At 72.9% G+C, this 23,057-nt stretch carries 2 protein-coding genes; both read left to right on the top strand.

The window, feature by feature from the left end:
- Positions 1-21: 21 nt before the first annotated feature.
- Entirely contained in the window at positions 22-22,407 is a 22,386-nt protein-coding gene (locus tag ACFUK0_RS07370) for a hypothetical protein (protein ID WP_380247152.1), read from the top strand.
- A 209-nt stretch (positions 22,408-22,616) separates the two neighbouring features.
- Complete coding sequence (locus tag ACFUK0_RS07375) at positions 22,617-23,024, top strand: hypothetical protein (protein WP_380247154.1); 408 nt, start codon at positions 22,617-22,619, stop codon at positions 23,022-23,024.
- The last annotated feature ends 33 nt before the right edge of the window (positions 23,025-23,057 follow it).

Genomic DNA, 23,057 nt, shown 5'->3' on the forward strand with positions numbered 1-23,057 from the left:
CCCCCCGCAGGAGCACCAGCCATGCCGCATCCCTCCGTCAACGTCTCGCCGGGTGTCGCGAAGCTCTTCTCGGTCCTCACCGGGATGCCGTGGCCGAAGTCCAGCGAGGGCGGGATGCGCGACGTCCGGGACGACTTCGAGGCACTGGCCGTGGACCTGCCGAAGCTGCGGGAGTACATCGCGGAGCTGGTGGCGCTCTGCACCAATCAGTTCGAGGGGAAGGCCGCCGAGGCCTTCGTCGCCGAGATGAACCGCTTCATCGGTGGCGGGGAGGGCGGCGGCGACGACTACCTGACGCTGGCCGGGGGGATGTGCACCGAACTCGGCGAGTACGCGGGCGAGGTGGCGAACTCCGTCGAGTACGTGAAGTGGATGGCGATCGGGCAGCTCATCCAGCTGCTCTTCGAGATCGCGCTGGCGATCTTCTGGTCGCCGTTCGACTTCGGCGCCTCGCTGATCGCCCTGGCCGTCCTGAAGGAGGGCGTGCGCAAGGTCCTGGTCGAGCTGGTGAAGTACCTGGTCAAGACGATCCTGCTGCACACCTTCATGGGCATCGCCGGTGGCCTGCTGCTCGACACGATCATCCAGAACACCCAGATGAACCAGGGCAACCGGCACAAGTGGGACGAGAAGGCGACCCTGCAGGCGGTGCAGAACGGCGCGCTCAGCGGACTCGTCGCGGGCCCGCTCAACCTCTTCTTCGTGGGCCTGGGCAAGCTGCTGGGCGCGGGCGTCGGCAAGCGGCTCATCACGAAGGAACTCGCCAACGAGCTGTCGGGCATCGCCGGCGGCGCCGCCGGCAAGGGACTGAAGGACGTCGCGGGGAGCGCCGCCGGCAAGGGGCTGAAGGACGCTGCCGGGAACGCCGCCGGCAAGGGGCTGAAGGACGCCTCCGGGAGCGCCCTCGGCAAGGGGGTGGCCCACGAGTTCAGCGAGGAGCTGGCGAAGGGCCTCGCGCACAACCTCGGCGCCGTCGTCCGTGACTACGCCCGGTTCCTGGGCAAGGGCTTCTCGGCCGGCGGCAAGGGGGCCGCCGCTGCGGGGGCCAAACTGGCGGAGGACTTCGGGGAGCAGTTCGCGAAGCACCTCGGGCCGGCGCTCGGCGAGGGGGTGGCCCGCGAGTTCGGCAAGAAGGTCGGCGAGGCCCTCGTCGAGAAGTGGGGCGGCAAGGCCGGCAAGGAGGCCTTCGGCGAGGCCATGAAGAACGTCGTCGAGGGAGTGGGGCTGAAGCCCGAACTCAAGGCCGTGGGCGACGCCCTGGCGAAGGGGCTGCCGGACGTCGTCGGCGGGGTGCAGAAGTCCAACATCTACTTCCTGCTGGGCCACGCCCTGGGCGAGCAGGTGAACAACGGCCTCAACAACGTGCTCAGCGAGGGCTTCTACAACCTGATCTGGGGCGAGAACCACGAGTTCACGGCGAGCGGCGCGAGCTTCGGCGCGGGCTTCCTCATGGGCGGCATCAGCCACATGCTGCACCACGCCGCCTCGCCGCTGATGACCCGGTACACGGACTTCATCCAGAGCATCCAGTACGCGCCGGTGGGCCCGGAGGCTAGCAAGTACTTCGGCCCGCTGCACCCGCTCACCATCCTGTCCGTCGCGAGCAACCTGGCCGGCCACCCCGCGCCGTTCCCCGTGCCGCGCAGCGGCGTGCGCGTCGACCCGGTGTCGGACGGCGGCTCCCTGCCGCGCAGCCCGGGTGACGCCGCCCCGGTCAGGACGGCCGGCGGCCCGCCGTCCGACAACGGCGCGGGAGCCGGACCCTCCAACCGTGCGGGCTCCCAGCGGACGGAGAGCGGTTCTCCCGCACCCGGCTCGGCGGCGAAGGCCGGTTCCGACGCGTCGGACGCCACGACGCCGAAGCTCGCTCCGGCGACGGTGTCCAGGTCGGACAGTACGGCGTCCCGTCCGGGGCCGGCGGTCGAGCCGCCCGTCCGGACCTCCACCGAGTCCGGCGGAGCCGGTACGCCACCGCCTCCCAGCACTCCCCGTGCCCGCGAGACGGCGCAGGACGTGGACGTGGCCGTGGACGCGGCCGGGAGCGCGACGGCCGCTGCGGGCGCGATGCCTCGGACCGAACCCCGACAGGTCACCGTGCGGGACGCGGACGACCCCCTGGAACAGCTCCACGAGGAGCCGGTTCGGCCGTCCACGACGGGCGGCCCCGTCCCCGCCGGACCGCCTGCCGTCCTCACCGCGGAGCACGTCGAGCACGTCGACCACGTCGAGCACAACGAGCAGGTCGAGCACGTCGACCACAACGAGGACGACGAGCAGTTGGAGTACCTGGAGGTGGAAGGGGACGAAGACGGCGGAGCAGACCTGCCCGACGAGTCCGCGCTGCCACCGACCCGGAGCAACGACGACGACGGCGCCAACGACGTCGGGGGCCACGTCAGTGACCACGTCAGTGACCACGACCACGTGCATGAGCACGGTGAGAACGACGGCGGCAGGAGCGACGTCTCCGTACCCGTGAGCCCCACGCCCACCGACGAGACCCCGGCGGCCGGTGTCACCCCCGTCCACCACGAGGTGCTGCCGCCCGCGTACGCGGCGGCCGACGAACGGCGGGCGGCCGAGTGGCGCACCCGGCAGCGCGAGTTGACCGACCGGGCCGACGCCGAACTCACGAAGGCCGTCGAGAGCAACCGGCGCCATCACGACCCGGAGGCGGAGGACCGGCTCCGCGAGGTGTTCGAGGAGCGGCGTCAGCGGACCGGCGAGGACACCCTGCCGGAGTCGGAGTTCTGGAGGCAGGCCAGCACCCTCATCCATGACGAGCTGGCCGCGCGTCCCACGGAGCGGCCGGAGATCCTCGCCGGGGTCCAGGAGCTGATCGAGCTGGCCGGTGTCCGTGAGGCGGCGATCGGCCTCGCCATGGACCGCTTCGACCGGCTGATGACCGAGCAGGACGCCGACCCGGTGGTCCGTCAGGACCTGTCCAGGGTGTTCCGGGAGCAGGCCAGGGCCGATGTGGCACGTCTCCTGACCGACCCCAAGGACATCGCGGACCCGGCGAAGGGCGAGCTCGCCCGGCGGGAACTGGAGACCCGGGTCGAGGGTCTCGGCCGTGACCTGCGGATCCGGACGGCCTTCGAGCGGGTGGCGGGACAGGCCGAGGCGGCGGTGGCCCGGGTGGCGGCCAACTGGTGGGCGAACCTCCCGCCGCACACCCGCGAGCAGCTGGAGGCCGCCGGAGTCACCGGCGGGGAGCTGTCGCCGGCCGGCCGCGCCGAGCTGGTGCAGACCCTGCGCGAGCGACTGCTGACCTCCTTCGGCGACGTGCCCGGGGTGGTGCGGTCACCGGCGCGGCCCGACCACGAGTCGGTCCTGGTGCTGGAGGACGAGGCCGGCGAGGCCCTGGAGCAGCGTCCGGCCTCCCTGACGGAGGAAGAGTTCGCGGCCGAGTTCCGCCGACTGGAGGGCGGGCTCCCAAGGGCCTTCGCGGTCCGGGCCGTCCGCGAGGCCAACGCCGCCAGGACGGTGGAAGCGGTCAGGACGGCCGTCGCGACCTGGCGGACCGCCGACTCGGCGGCGCCGTGGCGCTCGGTGGCCGCCTCCGTCGAATCCGCCCGCCCGAACGAGGCCGGGGCGGTCACCCTCTCCACCGTGGAGCACCACCTCGAAGCGGTCGTCCGCGAGATCGGCGGTGAGGCCGACCGCCTGATCGTCCAGCACGGCGAGGGGGACGGCGACCCGGCCGCGCTGCGCCTGGCGCTGGACCGGCTGACGACGCCGGAGCGGATCTACCGCGCGCTGGCCCTGCACGAGGCGCGCGAGCTGGCCGGTCTGGCTGCGAAGACCGAGGCGGAGGGGGCGATCCGGGCCCGTGGCGGCCTGCCCGAGAGCTCGGCCGAGCGCGTCACCGAGGGCTACACCGACCGGGTGCGCCGGGCACTCGACGACGCCTTCGGCGACGGGGAGGGCGCCACCACCGCACGGGAGGAGCTGGAGCACTGGCAGCGCGAACGCCGCAGGCTCCGCGACGACCTGGCCCTGCACCTCGACTTCGAGCACGCCGTGCTGCCGGCCCGGACGGAGGCCGCGGCCGGTTACGACCGGCTGGCCGAGGGCCGTGCGGCGATGCGCGAGGAGATCGCCCATCTGAAGCGCCAGTACGGCGACGAGTTCTTCGAGGCGTACCGGGAGTTCTGGGGCCCGGAGAACCTGGACAGCGCGGGCTGGCGCGCCCACGAGAGCGCGCACGAGGACGCGTTCCGCACCCCTGACCCCGAGCCTGCGCCGCCCGCCCGGCGGCCGGAAGGGCCGGAGGAGCCGGAAGACGCCCTCGTCCCCTTCCGCCCCGCACCGGCCGCCCGGGAGACCGCCGCGACCATTGCCGAGATCCTCGGCGGCGACACCCGCGCGGGGCAGCGGCCCGAGCGCGCCGAGCAGCCGCACCACGAGGAGCAGCCGCACGAGGAGCAGCCGCACCAGGACGAGTCGCCGCACCAGGACGAGTCGCCGCACCAGGACGCCCCCCGGGACGACCTCGCGGCAGAGGTGGAGATCCGACTGGCCCTGGCGTTCGAGGAGCGTCCGAGGGGGATCCGGGAGCTCGCGGGCAGGGACTCGGCGCTCTGGAAGCGGGCACGCGACCTCGTGCACCGGGAGCTTGCCGAGCGCCCGCCGGGCGAGCGGCAGCGGGTCATCGACGGCATCGACGAGCTCATCGACCGGGCCATCGTCGAGGGAGGGGCTCGCGGCCTCGTCCCGCACCGCGCCGAACCGCTCCCGCCCGTCCCGCCGTCTGAGCCGCTTCAGCAGGCGGAGGCCGCCGCGGTTCCGACGGACTCCGCCCGGACGGACGACCCGCCCCCGGCCGTGCCGACCGTGCGCACCGTCGGTACGGAGGACGGCGAACCCGCCGCAGTGCCTGCGCAGGAGCCCGACGCCGGGCCGACGCCGGCGGTACCCGTCGAGCACACCCCGTCGCCCCTCGCCGAGGCCCCGCCGGGTGCGGACGGTGCGGTGCAGCCGCACCTCCCGGCTGCTCCCGGCGCCCTGGTCCCGATCCGGCTGACCGAGTTCGGCCAGCTCGACGGCGGCGACCGGGTGCTGCGGATGTCGGATCACGACGGCGTGGTCGTCGACCGCCTGCTCACCCGGCTGGTGCCCGCCCTCGACGCCAGCGGGCTCGCCGAGGTGAAGGCGGGTCTGTCCGATGCGCTGAGTCTGCAGAGCCTGCAGCCTCTGCTCTCCGGACTGACCCGCGGCGACCAGGCCGCCGTGTGGTTCGACGCCGGCGGCTACCGGGGCGAGATCAAGATCACCGCCACGGTGGTGAGTGCCACCGGCGGCAGGACGTACGAGACCTTCGAGTTCGAGGACGGCACCGACTCGTTCTCCGGGACGGGTCTGGTCCGTGGCCGCGGCTGGCAGGTCGCCGCCGGTCTGACCCCGAAGGGCAAGGCCACCGCGGACCTCACCGTCGCCGGCGGCCCCGGTGTGGGGCGGGACGCGGGCAGTGAGAGCACCGTGATCACCACGGGGCGGATGTTCTCCCGGTCGAAGACGGTGGAGGCCGCCCTGCGGGTGGAGGCCGTCCTCCGGCTCGACCTCGACCTGTCGGACGTCCGCCGCACGCTCCCGGTGCCGGAGGTCCACGGTGCGGAGATCCGCCGGAAGTCGGAGGCCGTCCCGCTGTCGAGGGTCGTCCCGCTGTCGGCCGACGGGCTCGCGCACAGGGAACAGGTCAACCTGACGGTCGAACTGGCCGTCCCGAAGGCGGAGACCGGAGACCCCGCTCCCCTCACGGTGCACTACCTGCCGCCGGCCCGCGTCGAGCAGTCCCGGGCCCTCGGCGGAACCGATGTCGTGAAGACCGTCCACCTGGTCGACCGGACCGGGGCCCGGACGGCCGGACGGCCGGACGGGCTGCTCGGTTCCGCTGCCGACGCCGACTCACTGGAGGCGCTGGGGCGGCGGCAGTTCAAGGGCGACTGGGCGACCGTGCGGGCGGAGCTGCTCGGACAGCTGGACCTGCAGCGGGTGCGCACCCGGTTGAAGTCGATGATGACAGGTGAGCCGCTGGAGCTGCCGCTCTCCCACGGCCGGGGCAGCATCCTGGTCTCGGCGCACGTGGAGTCGATGACCCATCTGCGGAACACGGCGGCGACCGAGTTCAACACCGGTACGGACCAGATCCGGCGCGTCGTCTCCTCCCGTACGAAGAGCCAGAACCTGCAGGCCACGGTCACCCCGGACTACACCGGCGCCGGATCCCCGGGGGTGCGGGCCGTCGGCTCCGGCACGGCGCAGATCGGCGCCGACGGCACCGCGCTCCACGACGTGTCGCTCAGGACGGGCACCGCCCTCAAGGTGAAGGCGCCGGGGGTGATCTTCGACGGCGTGGCGGTCCTGAGCTTCCGCCACCGGCCGGACGTGATGGAGGACGTGGTCACCCGTACCACCACGGTTGCGGGCGTCACCTCGGGTGCGGTGACGCGGGCCGGTACTGCCGGTGACACCCCGCCCGCCCGGGCGAAGGTGGGCTTCCAGGTGGTCTCCGAGGCTGCGGAGTCGCAGCCGGTACCGGCGCCGGCGCAGCCCGCGAGCGCGGCCGTCTGGCGGCTGAAGGACGGCCCGGGGGTGCTGAGCGAGCACACGGTGGTCCTCGACGTCCTCCCGGACCGGTCGCCCATCGAGGACGGGGCTGGGAGCGCGCAGCCCCACGAGGGCCTGCGGGCCCTGTTCGAACGGGTGGGCGCCAGGGCCTACCGGGCAGAGGGCCGACAGGCCCTGCACTCGGAGTTCAGCGGCTTCCTCGGCCGCGAGCGCCTGGCAGCACTGGTCGTCGGGAAGGCCGTCGGAAGCGTGGCCACCGCACCGTTCGAGGGCTCTCCGTTCGTCGGACTCGTGGGCTCGGACGCGCAGTTCGAGGTTCGCGTCGTGCCGACGGAGCTCACCTTCGTCCGGGTCGTCGAGAACGCCGAACTGAACATCATCAACGAGGTGGCCGACGGGGAGGCCGCCCGGTCCGTCGACTGGTACGGCTACGGCGCCCAGGCCCAGGCCGGCGGCCAACTGCTCTCCGGTGACGGCCGTTTCGGCGGTGGCCTGACGGCGGGCGGCGGCGGTACGGCCCGGCACCGGGACGGCGACCGCTCGGCCGAGGGCGCCAGTACGGTGTCCAGCGCCAAGTACAAGGAACCGATGGTGGTCTACCGCGCCACGGTCCAGGTGGATGTCCGGCTGACGCCGCGGGAGCCCGACGAGGCAGGAGCCGAGGGCACGACGACCGTCCAACTCCTGCTGGCCGTACCCAAGTCCGACTGCGTGACGGTCGAGTCCCCGCCGGTCCCGGCGCCGGTCCCGGCGGCAGCCCCCGTGCCCGGGACGCCGAAGAACCCGCCGACGCGGGTGCTGGACTCCCAGCGGCTCGCGGCCTCGGACATCGTCCTGAAGCTCGACGACGGGACGGAGGTGATGAACGTCCTCCGGGACACCCTCAGCGCGAAGTTCGGGAAGGACTGGCACCGGGCGGAGGCGGAACTGCTGCCCTTCTTCGACCGGGTCGCCCTGCGGTCGATGGCATCCGGGCTCAGCGCGGGAGCACCGTGGGGGACGCGGGTCTCGCTCAACGGCGTCACGGCGGAGATCGGCGTCACCGAGGCGCGAGTCACCCTGGGCGAACACCGCAGGGACATCAAGGAGTTCGAGTTCGAGGTGGGGACGGAGTCCACCGCCTCCACCGGGTCGATGGCGGACGACCGCAGTCGCTCGACGGTCACCGGGACGTTGACGGCCAAGTTCCCGTACGTCTCGGTGGGGGTCTCCCGGACCGAGAACTCCGACAGCCTGGTCGGCCGCACGCTCGACGTCGGTACGAGTGCGGTGTCGAAGGGCAAGACGGTCGAGCCGGCCGCCGTGTTCGGGGGTGCGCTGACGATCACACTCGATGTGAAGCTGGCCGGGTCGCGGCTCGAACCGCTGAAGGCCGTCGCCACCCCCGACGTCGTCGTCCGGGCCGATTTCGCCTTCCCGGCCCGCGAGTTGCCGCAGCCGCCGGACCCCGCGCAGTTCCGTGCCGCGCCGTCGCGCATCACGAAGTCGCAGCTGCTGTCCGCCTCCGACATCGTGTTGCACGTCCTGCCCGTCCCGGCCGGGCACCCGCCGGAGAGCTCCGTGCTGTCCCAGCTCCGCGACGCCGGAGTCCGGGCGTTCGGCCCGAAGCGCTGGGAGAAGGTGGCGAAGGCACTGGGCCCACAGCTGACGCCCGCGGCGCTCCATCCCCACCTGCGGTCCATGATGGGGGACCGGCCGCTGAAGATCGGAGTGCCCGGCGGCACGGTCTTCGTCCGGGCCGACGTGCGGGAGCTGACCCATGTGGCGGACACCGCCAAGACCGAGTTCAACAGCGGTGCCACCGCCGTCCTGGCGACCGGGGGCGCCGACGGCCTGACGGCCTACACCCAGGGCGACAGCCACGCCACGGCCGTCAGGGTGACCGGGACGACGGACCCGCTCGGCGGGCTGCCGGCCGCTGCCGTGGTCGGCGTCGCGGGCACCCACTCCGCCGGCACCGACCGGATCGCGGACAGCGCGACCGCCGTCCGGTCGGGCACCGGGACCAAGTCGAAGGTGCCGGGCAGCGTCTACGACGGCTCGGCCCGGTTGCACTTCGAGTTCCGCCGCGACCGGCAGGTGTTCGGCCGGGCCGTGGACCAGCGGATCCCCCGGCACGTCATGGCGGACCAGCGGGCGTTCGGCGAGCTGCTCGGGCGGCAGCGCGAGGACGGGGACGAACCGGTCCCGGGGATCCCCGAAGCACTGCTCCAGCAGCAGGACAGGATCCGGCGCGCGGCCCGGCCGACGATGTGGACGAGGCCCCCGGCCGACGGGAATCCCGGCGAGCTGCGCCCGTTGGACGGGATCCGCCCGATGACCAGAAGGGCGTTCTTCGTACGTCAGCGCAGCTATGGCGTGGCCGAGGTGGGCCTCCAGGTGAAGGTCGAGCAGGCGGACACCCTGGCGGTCGCCACCAAGGACGAGGCGCACTTCACGGCCCCCGAGCCCCGGGTGTCCGAGCCGAAGGCCGATCAGGGCGGGGATCTCCGGCCGGAGACGCTCCGGGGTGCGCCGCCCGAGCGGCAGGCGCTCCAGGTGGACCACCCGGTGCCGCCCAAGGAGGTCTGGGCGAAGGACGGCCTGCCCCCCTTCGTCGTCCGCGACCTGCCCGACCTCGGACCGGTGCGCCAGCTCCTGGCCGTCGAGGGCCGGCGGGCCTACGCGGGCCGCTGGGACGGCGGCCCGATCGGCGGCCGGCCGCGCTCCGAGCAGGCGATGGCGAGCTTCGGCCGCGAACGGCTGATGGCGCACCTGCCGCAGCTGGTCGCCGGGAAGGAACTCACCAGCCAGGAGTTCCTGCTGAACGGGCGGCCCGCCTGGGTGTCGGTCACCGCCGAACTGGTCGACCTCGCCCACCATCGCGCCGAGCCGGACGCCGAGGTCGCCCTGGTCGCGGAGACCTCCGCGCGGGACAGCCGACGGAAGATCAAGTTCTGGAATCTGCAGGGCGCCGTGCAGGTCGGATTCGAACTGTCGAAGGTCCCGGGCAAGCCGAACACCGTCCTCAACCTCAGCGGTGGCGGCGGTAGGCGCACGGGAGTCGAGGAGTCCGCAGGCGGCCGGGTCATCGCCGGTTCGAAGATCCGCACACCGCTGGTGCACTTCGACGGCCACGTGAAGCTCCACTTCACCTTCCACCACGGGACGGGTGTGGCAGCGGACGCCGGTGCGCGCAGGGCGTCCGGGGTGGTGCCGGTCTCGGTCTCCGTCCCGCAGGAGCTGGTCACGACCTCGGCCAAGGCCCCGGCAGGCACCCGGTTCCACTTCACCCCGGAGGAGCAGGGGGGCACCACCTGGCCGCCCCCGGCACAGGACGCGGCCCCGGACCGGACCGCCGGGGACGGGCCGGCCGGGCCGACGCCCGAGGACGGCCCGCTCCGTGAGTCCCAGAGTGAACATGAGCCCGAGCGTGAGTCCGAGCGTGAGGCCGAGCCCGAGCGTGAGCTCGACCGGGAGTCGAACGGCGGCGCCGGCTCGGTCGCTCCTCTCGCGAGTACGAGCACCCCGCCACGAGCCCCCGAGGAGAACCCCGGTTCCCCCCGGACCACCGAGCAGGGGATCCGCTTCCCGCTGCCGAAAATCGACGCCGACGGCGACTGCCTGTACCACGCGGTCGGGTGGGCGACGCGGCCCACCGAAGTGATCGACCCCGCAAGGGCGGGGGCGATCCGTCGGACCGTGGCCGACTGGCTGCGGGTCCCGGCGAACGAGCAGCAGCTCAGGGAGCACGTCGGGGGATTCCTCATCGGCTTCGAGCAGTTGCGCACGACGGTGGAGACGGACGGGGTGTGGGACGTCACGGCCGGGGACATCGTCCCGGTGGTGGTGGCGTCCGCGCTGAACGTCGTCCTACAGATCCGCAACATCCCGCGTCCCGGCTCGGGCCAGACCGAGTACACCTACCAGGTCCGTCCGCTCGCCCGGGCCGAGGAGGTGGGCCCGGCCGACTTCGGCCTCACTCTCCGCGGTGACCACTTCGAGTTCGACCCGTCGGTGGAGCAGACCAGGAGGCTCCAGTCCGGCACCGCGGCCCGTGGGGACGGAGAACCCGACCGGTCCGCCGAGCCGCGTGAGGAGGAAACCTCAGACCCTTCGCATGCCTCGGATGCCCCGAACGGCTCCTCCCGTTCGGTCACGCCCCACCGGGACGAGCTGCCGGAGACCGGTGGAGACGACGCGTCCTCCGTGACCGACACCGGTTCCGAGGAGCCCGGAAGCCCTCCCGTCACGGTGCACCCCCCGGAGGAGCTGCGGGTACGGACCTACCTGTCGGGCCTGGCCACCCTCACCGTCGCGGTGGGTGCCGGTCCGGGATCCGGTCATCAGGCCTCCGCCGTGTCGGTTCTGCGGGGGCTTCGCAGGCTCGGTTTCGAGGGCGAGGTGGTGATCGCGCACTCGCCGGAGACCGGCGCCACCGTCCACCGGCTGTTGCCGGGTGCGGACGGCGACGGCTACGCAGCGGACGCCGACCCGCTCGGGCCGTGGCGGACGGCGCCCATGGCGAGCGAGTTCGACCCCTTCGCCGACAACCCGCCGTCGCCGCCCGCCCGCGTCCCCCGGCAGCGCCTGGTCGTCCTCGGGGCCTTCGACGGACTGACGCCGGACAGCGATGACGTCTCCCGCTACCTCCGCCAGCGGCGCCTGGCACTGGACCACTTCCACACCGATGCCCTGCTGGTGCTCCAGCCGTACATGCACCAGAACCAGCGCGAACTGATCGTCCGCAGCGACTCGGACGAAGGCGTGGATGTCACCGTGCTCACTCCCGCCTGGGAAAACCAGGGGGAGTTGGGCGAGGCCGGGCTGGCCGATGCCGTCATCCCGGTCGGGGCGATGTACCGGGGTATCGGGCGGAGCGACTTCGACCCGGCCGGACACCCGGATCCGGTGTCGCCCACGGAGCTCGCGCAACTGGTCGGCCTGCGGGCCGTGCAGGACGCGTTGAGCCGGGTCCACCTGATGCCCGTCTACGGACTCCACCAGCTGGACGAGGTGCCGAACCGGACCGTGCTCGCCTACGCCGCACACGGCCTGGGGCGGGCCATGGCAGGCATGGAGGGCGCGTCCCGTCCGACGGTGATCGCGGTGGTCGGCAGCGGTACCGAGCGCTGGCACGACGCGCAGCGGGCGACGCTCCCCGAGGGCGCCGCCCTCCCGCCGTTGCGCACGGCGAACCTGCTCGACGAGGACCTCGCCACCGTCCTCGGCGGGCTGGCGGACGGTGATGTGCTGCTGTTGGACACCGGTTCGCTGCCCGCGACCGCATTCGACTGGCTGTTCGCCCAGGCCTCGCTGCCCGCACTGGTGATGGCCAACGGGGCCGCCAACGTGGTGCGCGTCCTCGGGCGCCCCTTCGTCACGCTGGACTCGAACCCGGACGCTTCGCTGCACCCGCTGACCGGAGCGGAGTTCGACGGCCCCGCCCGCGCCATCCTGGAGGCGATAACGACGGGACTGCTGACGGGCCCCGTCGGCGACCGCACCCTCCTGGACACGGTCGCGAAGAACAACAAGCTGCTCGCGGACCTCGCCGGGTGGGACGGGCCGTCGTTCCGGGACAGGTGGCTCCGCGGGGATCTGGAGAGGCTGACCGGGGCCGGCGAGGGCCTCCCGCAGCTCTGGAGCGAGCGCGGGAGCCCGTCCAGGTCGGACATCGACGCCTGGAGCACGGCGCTCCTGCGGCGGGGAAGTGCCCTCGACGCCGAGGCGGCCGACCTGTTCCGCGACGGCTTTCCCCTCGACGAGGAGTCCCTCGCCGCCCTTGCGGACGGCTTCGGGCAGTTCCTGGACCCCTCCTCCGAGCTGTCCCGCTACTTCGAGCGCCTCGACGAGGACGGGCGTGACCCCCGCAACGACCTGGTACTCCAGGGTCTGGAGGCAGCGCTCGACCGGCTGCCGGGGCCGGACCGGGAGCACGACTCCGCCGACTCGCGGGATGCGGGCGGCCGTCGGCGCGGCGGGAACGGGTTGGGTGACGACGACTCCGCGTCCGAGTTCCGTTCCGACTCCGGCCCTGAGTCGGACTCGGACTCGGACGGTTCCGACTCCGTCGGTTCGTGGCGGGGTGGTGGCGGCTGGTCGCGGAATGCGCTCGGTGGTGACGAGACCGCGTCCGAGACCGCGTCCGAGACTGCTTCCGAGACTGCTTCCGAGGCCGACTCGGAGTTCTACTCGGAGAGGCCGGCCGCGCCGCCCGTCCCTGTCACGGGACGCCCGCTGGGCGAGCTGGCGCCGGGCGTGCGGGGGCACTGGATCAGCGACCCCGCCATGTCCACCCCGGTGCGGCTCGCCCTGGAGGGGGCGCTCGCGCGGCTGCCCGGCGGTGACGGCCGCTTCCTGGTGGCCGTCCACACGGGCGCCGACGGCCTGCCCCGGTGGGACGGGAGAGCGGTGCCGCCGGAGGAGATGGCCGAGCTGCTGGACGGGCTGCGGGACGGCGACGACGGCTGGAACGGCGTGGACCCGCTCCAGTTCGTGGCGTGCGGGCTGGCCGGCGCGCTCGACGCCGCCTACGTGCCCAGGGTGATGGAGATCCTCTGGGCCCGGGGTGTCCTCGCCCCGGCCCTGGCGCCCGACCGGGCCGTGTACTTCCTGCCCGGGAACGACGGCGCGAGCGGCGCAGGCCACCTCGTGGTCACCGCCCGGGCCGGCTTCGACGCGCTGGGCCGTCCGGTGGTCGAGGCCGGCGGGAACTGGATCGAGTACAGCAGGCCGCAGGACGGCTCCGCCGACGCCGTCCGACGCCCGCGCGGCTCCTACCTCCCGCCGGAGGGCACCGGGGACACCGCCCTCCCGACGCACCTCCGGGAGGTGGAGCGGGACGAGGCCGTACGCGTCTCGCCCGACATCGTGGCCTTCGGCGAAGGCGGCGGGCAGTCCGCGGGACAGCAGGCGGGCGAAGTGGTGAGGATCGGCGGAGCGGACTTCGAACAGCTCGCGATCCGGGGCGACGGCGACTGCTTCTTCGCGTCGGTGTCGGTCAGCGCACGCCACCAGCTCACGGACTGGCCGTACCAGAACCTCGACGTCGCGGCGCTGCGCCGGACCGCGGCGCAGCGCTTCGACGGGCCCGCGGGCCTGGACCTGCGGGCGGCGACGAACATCCAGGACCCGGTGAGCACGCTGATCGCGGACCTGAACGTGCGCCAGCTCCACCACGTGGTCCGGGGGACGTGGAACCCCGACGTCGCGGCGCAGGAGCAGTACGCGCTGCGCGAGGAGGCCTACCGCCTGCTGATCACCCCCCTCGCCGAAGGCCGGCCGGTGCCCGGGATCGGCGAACGCCTCCTCGGCTACTACCCGGCCCTCGCCGAGGCGCTGCCGGCGCAGTTCCGGACCGCGCCCGGCGGCCCGGTCGACCTGGCGGTGCTGCACCGGACACCGATGAGCACCATGGTGAGCCACGCCATCCGGCTGACCCCGCTGTGGTCCACGCCGTACTTCGAGCGGGTGCCCCAGGTGACGGCCTCGCTCCTCGGGTTCGACCTGGTGATCGGCGGAGCCGGCGGGGTCACCAGCACCCCCGGCGGCCACCTCGACGGCACGCCGGGCCGTCGTGTCCTGAACCTCTACCGCGAGGGTGAGGGGCCGACGGCGCACTATTCGGCGCTGCGCCCGCACACGCTGGAAGCGCCGGTGCTGGACGACGTTCCCGTACTGGACGACGTTCCCGTGCTGGACACCCCTGTGCTGGACACCCCTGTGTTGGACGCCCCCGCGCTGCCGCTGGTGCCCGTCGAAGCCAAGACTGCGGCGAAGACGCTGCCGGCGCCGCCGACCAGGCTCAGTTCCGCCGGCCAGGTCGGGGCGGGCGACCGCCTGCTGCCGATCGCCGGCCCCGACGACAAGGTCGTGCGGGCCGTACTGGAGAGCCTCGCCGGGTCGCCGGTGAAGCTCGGCAAGGAGGACCTGGCGGCGGCCCGCGCCCAACTCCTCGACGGGCTGGGCGTACGGGTGCTGCAGCCGCTGCTGTCGGCGATGACCAGGGGCGACAGCCTGGTGGTGCCGTTGGACATCGCGGGGTGGAAGGGCGGGATCCGGGTCGGTGCCCGGCTCGTCGGTCCGGTGGCCAGGGAGTCGATGGCGAAGTTCGAGTTCGAGGACGGCAGCGACTCGTTCGCCACCGCCGGTTCCTTCCGTGAGGGCCGCCGGCGGATCGCCGGCGGCCTGAGTCTGAGCGGAAAGGCGGCCGCCGACACCAACGCGGCCGGACAACTCGGCGGGGTGAGCGACCGGAGCAGCGCACGGACGGCTGCCACCAGCGGCCGGATGTTCAGCCGGAGCAAGCTTCCCGAGGCGGCGCTGGTGGTCGACGCGACCCTCCGGCTCGACGTCGACCTCACCGACCTCCGCGACGCCTCCGCGAGCCGCGCCGTCGGCGGGGCGATGGCGTTCGCGGCGGGTCTCGACGGCGGGCAGCACACCCCGCCGGCCGGTCCGCCCGTCACCGTCGAACTGCCCGTCACGGTCGTGGTGCCGCAGGCCGAGCACGCCGACGCCGGTCTCCCGGCGACGCACTACCTGCCGCCGCCGCGCGTGCGGCAGTCGTTGGCGCTCGGAGCGACGGACGTCGTCAAGGACGTCTACACGGTGGACGGGGACGGCGCCCGGACCTCGTCCGGTGCCTCCTCCCTCCTCGGCCGCGCCGACACACCGGGCTCGCTGGAGGCCCTCGGGCCGAGGATCTTCGGCAGGGACTGGCCGGCGGTGCGCTCCGAGATCCTCGGCCATCTCGACCTGGTGACGCTGCACGCCGAACTCAAGTCGATGATGGCCGGCGAACCCGTCGAGATCCCGCTCTCCGGCGGTCGGGGAAGCCTGTTCGTCTCCGCGCACGTCCTGTCGATGTCGCACCTGCGCAACGCCGGGACGACCGAGTTCAACACCGGTACGGACCTGACCCTGGCCATCACCAACTCCGTCACGGACAGCGTGACCGTCTCGGCGCTGCTGTCCGGGCGGCAGTCCGGCATCGGGAACCAGCCCCTCGGCGATGCCCCCGGCCTCCTGTCCGCCGGCGCCGGCCTCGGTCTCACCGGTCAGGCGGGGCGCGACCGCAGCGCCATCGACCAGGTCACCCTGCGGTCCGGGAACGCCGTCAAGGTCAAGGCCGACGCCGTGATCTTCGAGGGCGTGGCGGCCCTGACGTTCGACCACCGAACCGCCGCGGGCACGCTCACCACGTCCAGGCCGACGGCCGTGGCACCCGCCCCCGGTGGCACTGCCCCCGCACCGCCCGGGGCCGTCCGCCCGGCCCCGGCCCCGGCGACCGCCCGGCTCGGCTTCCAGGTGGTCGTCGAGGCGGCCGAGTCGGAGGTCGTGGGCGAGCGCGGCACCTTCACGGCCGCCGACGCCCCACTGCCGGTCCAGGCTCCCGAACTCACGGCGGGCGCCGTCGCGTGGGCGCCCGGGCCGGACATCTGGGGCCGCGGCTCCGAGGGCGGCCGGACGGGACTGCCGGAGAGCTCGGTCGTGCTGGACGTCTTCGCCGGGCAGACCCTGCGGGACGGCGACCGGCCCGTCGAGGACCTGCGCGCCGTGCTCGACAGGCTGGGCCGGGAGGTCTTCGGAGCGAAGGGCTGGGCGGAGCTGCGCCCGGCCGTCCGCAGCACCTTCCGCCGGGAGCGGCTGGCCGCGCTGCTGCCCGCGATGACCCGGAACGTGCCGCTGCAGAGCCCGCTGCTCACCCGGCCGAGGTACCCGGACGCCCACGTGCTGGGCGTCGCCCGGATGCAGCGGATGGAGTTCGTCCGCGTCATCGACAAGGCGGAGCTGAACGTCCTCAGCGAGCGTGCGGAGAGCAGCTCGGCACGGAACGTCTCGGCGAGGTCCGTCGCCCTCCAGGGCCAGGGCGGGCCGCAGTACGCCTTCTCCGCGGACCAGTCCCTGTCGGGTACGGCCGGCGGTGGCCTCAACGCCCGCTGGCGCACGGGCGACCGGGCGAGCGAGGGCTCCAGTACGGTGGCGAGCGCCAAGTACCCGGAGCCGATGGTGGTCTACCTGGCCACCGCGGATCTGACGCTGCAGATCCGCGAGCAGGGCGGGTTGCCGCACACCCCGGGCACGGCCCAAGTGCGCTTCATGGTGGCGGTGCCGCAGCACCACACGGTCGAGGAGAAGCCGCTCGATGCGGCGCAGCGGCGGGTCTACGACCGGGACGACAAGCCCGCGAAGGTGGAGCAGGATGCCGTCGCACCGGTCCCTAAGGCCACGGAACCGGTGCCCGCCGCTCCGGTGCGGAAGACGGGGGAACCGGCGCACGCCGCACCGGCCCGGGTGACCGAACTCGGGCAGCTCGGCGCCTCCGACATCGTGCTCGGCCTGGGCAACGGCCTGGTGGTGATGAACGAACTGCGCCAGCGGCTGCACCCGGTGTTCGGGGCCGACTGGGACGGGGCGGAGACGAGTCTGATGCCGTACTTCGGCCCGGTCGCCCTGCGGTCGCTCGCCTCGGCGTTGACCTCCGGCCGGACCTGGACGGCCAGGGTCACCGTCGGTTTCGTCGAGGCCCGGATCCGGATCGTGGCTGCGACGGCCGGCGCTGCCGGGGGGCCGCACAAGATCGTCAAGAGCTTCGAGTTCGAGAGCGGCACCGAGTCCACCGCCGCCCACGGGTCGATGAACGACCGCAGGATCAGGCGGACCGGAGCCGCCACGCTCGGGGCCCGACTGCCGCACGTGGCGTTGGCGCTGAGCCACGCGCGGAACGTCGACACCGTGCGCGGCGCGACCCTGGACGCTCCGAGCACCGCGGTCTCCAAGGGGAAGACGGTCGAGCCGGCGGCGATCTTCAACGGCGAGCTGGCCTTCCGGCTCGACATCAGGGTGATGCGCCTGCTCGCGCTGCCGGGGGCACGCCACCCCGTGACGGAGCCGTCGGTCATCGTCCGTACCCCGGCCGAGTTCGCCTTCCCGGCGCGTGACCTGGCGACCGCCACGAGGACCGAGCCCCAGGACCGGCGCCAGGTGCCGGAGCGGATCGCCCGCTCCCACACCCTCGGCAGTACCGACATCGTGCTGCACGTGACGGCACCGCAGCCGCGCGACCGAGCGACCGGGACGGTGCCGGTACCGGTTCGCCAACCGCCGGGATCCGTCCCCTTGATGCCGGTCGGCCGCACCCGGGCGGTGCCCGCCAAGCTCCTGGACCAGGTCGACACGGTCGGCCGGGACGTCTTCGGGCCCGGCGCGAACTGGGACGGCGTCAAGCGTCTGCTGGAGCCGAGCTTCACGGGCGACGCACTCCAGCCGCGACTGAAGGGGCTGATGGCCGGTGAACGGCTGACCATCAGGCTGCCGCAGGGCACCGTGCGGGTCCGCGCCAGTGTCGCGACGATGACGCAGGTGGCCGCCACCTCCGCCACCGAGTTCAACAGCGGTGTGGTGACCGGGGTTTCCCAGGGCGGTACGGACGGTCTGACCGCGTACACCCGGGGCAGCAGTCAGGCCACCGCCCTCCGGGTGGTCGCCACGACGGATCCGGTCGGCCTGCTGCCCGCTGCCGTGGTGGCGGGCGGCACGCTGACCCACGTCGGCGGCCAGGACCAGATCGCGGAGACCTCGGGCGCGGCCCGGACGGGCAGCGGCACGAAGTCCAAGGTGCCCGGCAGCGTGTTCGACGGAACCGCCGTCCTGCACCTGGAGTTCAGCCGGAACTGGCGCTTCCGCGGCCGGACGGTGAACCAAGCCGTCCACGAGGCGGCGCCCGCCCAGCAGCGCCGGCTGGACCGCATCCAGGAGCAGATCAGCGAGCTGACCTCGTCGGACGACGTGCGGAACACCGCGACCTCCGAGGCGGAGCGCACGACCTGGCACAACACGGTCGCGGACCTGCGGGCGCAGTACCACGCCGGGCTGGAGGCGCAGCGGGGCTCCGGCGAACCGCTCGGGCATGCCCGCACCGCCCTGGACCAGCACGTTTCCCAGGTACGGGAGCTGATGAGGGAGCAGGGCCTGGACGACGCCACCGAGCGGCGGATCGCGCGGCTGCGGGCCGACTACGACGCGGGGCTGGCGGAGCAGCAGCAGCGGATCCGGACAGCCGTCACCGAGAAGGTGGAGAAGGCCGGCGGCGCGATGACCGACCTCCCCGCGATGACGAGGCGGGGGTTCGGCGTCCGCCGCAGGGCCTTCGCGCGTGCCGAGGTCGACTTCCAGGCGCTGGTGGAGACCGCGGACACCCGGCCGCCCGGAGGCACCGGGTCGGTCTTCACGGCGCCCCCGCCGATCACCCGCCCGGAGGGTGTCGTCCGTCCGCCGCGCGCGCCGGCGCCGACGGCGCCGTTCGAGCCGCCGAAGGCTCTCTGGACGGGCGCCCACATCGTCCGCGACCTGCCCGACGTGGGCTCGCTGCACAGCCTGCTGGAGACCGTGGGCAGCGCTGCCTACGGCAGCGCCTGGAACGCCCGGGTCGCCGAACAGCTGAGAGGGAACTTCAGCCGCGAGCGGCTGATGGCCGAACTGCCGCGGCTGACGGGCCCCATGACGCCGGACCGCGAGCCGTTCCGGCTGGAGAGCGACGGGTTCAGGGTCAACGGAGTGACGACGCGGGTCTCGCTGCGGGCGGAGGTGGTCGAGCTCACCCACCAGCGGGTGGAGACAGCCGCCGAGGTGTCGCTGACCGGAGAGACCTCGACCCGGCGCACCGAGCGCACCCTCAATTCCAGACACTGGCAGCTGATGGCCCATGTCGGCGCCGAGTTCTCCAAGATCAGGGGCAAGCTCGGGGCCCTCCTCAACCTCGGGGGCGGCTACCGCCGGCGCACGGGCGGCGAACAGGCCGAGGGCGGCCGGGCGATCGCGAACTCCAAGTACCCCTTGGAGCTGGTGCACTTCGACGGCCAGGTGAAGTTCACCTTCACCTTCCCCGGGGGGCGGTTCACGCCGTCCCGGTCCGCCGAAGGCGTCGTCCCGTTCGCGATGTCCGTCCCGCGCCGGGAATTCCCGACGGACCAGCCGGTGAAGGCGAAGGAGAACGAGCCGCCGAAGCAGGTGGAGCCGCTCAAGGTGGAGCCGCCCAAGGAGAACGAGCCGCCGAAGCAGGTGGAGCCTTCCAAGGTGGAGCCGCCCAAGGAGGAGGAGCCGCCGAAGCAGGAGGAGTCCGAGCGTGAGCCGGTCCCCCTGGCGGTGCAGGAGGTGCCGCCGCTCCAACGGCCGGCGTCGGCACATGTGTCCGATCGGGTGGCCGGCAGGGCCTTCGTCCCCGGCGGGGTGCCCGGTTCGGAGCGCTCGTCCGGTGCCGGCCCGGTGCGGGTGCCCGAGCAGGCGCGAGTGCGGGAAGCCCGCCCGGAGCAGTCCGAACCGGTCGCCGGGGACGCCTCCCTGGAGAAGATGGTCTTCGATGTCCTCGCCGGCGGCGGCGCGCTCCGGACGGACTCGCCGGGAGCGGACCTCACGCCGACGGAGGGCGCCGGTGAGCCGCTGCACGCGTACGGCTCCGGGCAGCAGGGGTTGTGGATCGCCGATCCGGCGACGCCGGTGCATGAGCGGGCGCTGCTGACGGACACGCTGGCGCGGTTCCCGGTGGACGAGCGGGTGTTCACCGTGGCGATGCACGTCGGTGAGAACGGCGCGCCGGTCTCGCCCGACGAGATGGTGCGGGTGCTGCTGCGGGCCCGCACGGCGCAGGAGTGGGACGGGAAGCTGCCGCTCCAGTTCGTGGCGTGCGGGATCGGCCGGCTGGATTCGCCCTACGTGGGGGAGGTGTTGCGCCAGTTGGCGGTCCACGGGCTGGGCACGAAGGCCTTCGCTCCGGACGCGCAGGTGTGGTTCGTACCCAGGGCGGTCGGGTCGACGACGCTGGATCACCGGGCGCAGGGGAGTCTGGTGGCGGCAGCGCGGGTCGGCGTCGACGCGCAGGGCCGCCCGGTCATCACCCCCGCCCACTGGCTGCAGTACGAACGGCCGGGGGCGGACGGCACGCAGCATCCCCCGATCGAGCTGGGGGCGCGGCTGCACCAGGAGGAGGCCGGTGAGCTGCCGGAGAACTACCGCGAGGCCGGGCCGGACGAGGAGCTGACGCAGCTCCCGGGTGCGGTGCCGTTCGGCTTGCCGGAGCCAATGGACCTCGACGGCGACGCGCAGACGGGCGGTGGTGGCTGGAGCTTCCAGCCGCCGGCCCTGCTGCGGCAGCGGACCTTCGACATGAGTGCCTTCCGGGCCACCAGCGATTTCCGTGCCCACGTTCCGGTTGCTCCCGTTCAGGCGATCACCGGGCATCATGAGGTCGGTCTCGACCAGGTGCGGGCGGGGAACATCGTCGTCAGTGACAACGACCGCCCCCCGACGCGCTACGTGGGTGCGCAGAAGTCGCACACCACTGCCTGGACGCTCATCCGGCAGGCGCTGATGAACTTCTCCAACAGGCCGGCGCATCTGCTGACCGACTACATCGGTCATCAGCTCGACAGGATGAGCGCCCTCCCGGGTGACGGTGAGCATGTCGCAAAGATGGAGAGCGCCGCGGATCTGCTCCGGCAGATGAGAACGGGACGGGCTCCGGTGGCCGAATGGTCCACTGCGCTGGCTGCGCTCGTACGGCTGTACACGGAGGCGTATCAGCTCTCCCCGATCGCGGTCGTCGCCAAGGGTGTACCCAAGGGCAGAGGGGAGGGGAATCTCATGGGCAAGCTGAGGAGGGAGGAGTCCTTCCTCGCGGAGCGGGCAACGGGCATGTCCGCAGCGGATCTCGCCCGAGAGGTCGGGGGCCTGTTCGACCCGCCGAACGACAACGACAGAGGGCTGCTCGCTCCTGCCCAGCAGCATTTCCGGGGAACAGTGGCCACTGCCTTTCCGTGGATCGCGCAGAAGATGACCCAGGAGAACCTGATGCCGTGGCAGGCCGGTGAATACTCGAACTACCTGCCGATGCTGCAGGCGCCGGTGGCTCCGGCGATCACCCCGCTGGAGTTCGGAATGCTGCAGACCGGATTCCTCGCCGATGTCCAGGTGGACTACCTGCGGGGAGGCGGGCTCGGTATCACCAGCGTCGACCTGAGCAGCAAGGAGCGGCCCCACACCCAGTACTCCGACGGGCAGAAGTCGCACACCATCTCGTGGGTTCTCATCAAGACCGCGGCCGTCGGGGCGATGGCGGGAAAGCCCTTGGCGGCCGGGTTCGCCTGGATATCGGAGACGCTCCAGTATGCGCGTAAGCATCCTCCCGTCCAGGGATCGGAGGAACAGAGGGAAGACTGGTGGGCTCTGGGGGAACAGCTGACGCAGGCGAACGATCCCGGTAATCGCGGTGATGAGTCCGACCATCCCGCACACCACTGGACGGCATGGATGAGCATGATGGTCCGTGGGTGTCTCGTCCTGAAGAACGCCAACGGGCTGGCGACGATGCTCGGCGGGGCCGATGACCTGGGCGCGGCCAAGGGACACGGGGAAGGCTGGCACCACGGCCATCTCGAAAGGTACAACTCCGAACAGGGCCAGGATTTCCAGTTGCCCCCCATGGAGTACGCGGCCGGCTTGATCGACGGCGACGCGCTGCGCACCAGGGCGATTCACCAACTGCTCAACGAGGCGCAGGAATCCTCCAGTTCGGCGCGGACGACACGAAGAAACCTTCCGGCCCGTGATTTCGAGAAGGAGTACGCCTCCTACAACCGGATAATCACCGGTGATCCCGAGGTGGCCGCGCTCGTGAACAAGTGGGCGTCCAGCGTCAAACAGGCTTATCCGCATATCGATTTCGGCACGCTCGAACAGATGAAGGAGGCTTACTACAATCGTCTCCGCGCCGGAGAGGGAGAGACCTGGGACTTCTCCTCGGCCGAGCGGACCCTGCTCGGATGGACGCTCGGCGGTGGTGGTCGCACCCACCGGTGAGGACCGGCACGTGGGCCGTCCCTGCCCGGGGCGAGGCGGCGCACCCTGAACGCGAACCCCGTTGGCTCCCGTTCCTGCTGGCAGGACGCTCCGGGCGTGGCCGGGCGCCGGGCGAGGACGGACGGGAGCTGGGTGCGATGGCCGGAGCGGGCAAAGGGGTCGGGAGTGGGGAGGCCGGTGGGCGAGACGGGGGGTTCCGCCTCGCGGCGGTGTTCGACTCCGTCGACCCGGTGACCGGGCCGGGCTTCGCACCGGACCACCCCCTGGTCGAGGACGGCGCCGAGCTGGCCGCGCTCCTCGCGTACCTGCGGGCCGGGGCGCCGGTGCTGATGACGCCGGCGCTGATGGCGGACGTCCTCGACAATTCCGGCGCGGCGGGCGTCCCGATGAACTTCCGTACGGACGGCGAGTGGATCTGGACCGACACCGTCACGTACTACCTGGAGCGCTACGCGCTGGCGCCCGAGGCGGGGCTGCTCGCCCATCTGCGGGCCCGGGGCGTCCCCGGTCCGCTGCCGGACGCGGACACCGTCGAGCGGGCGGCGGCCTTCATCCTCGACCCGCCCGAGCCGTCGGCGCCGGTGTGGCAGCCGGGCGGTGCCGGACGGGCCGGGTAGGCGGCACCCGGGAGTCCGGCCCGCCGCAGGGAG

Origin of the sequence: Kitasatospora sp. NPDC057223 (assembly GCF_042669755.1) — a bacterium.
Classification (GTDB): domain Bacteria; phylum Actinomycetota; class Actinomycetes; order Streptomycetales; family Streptomycetaceae; genus Kitasatospora.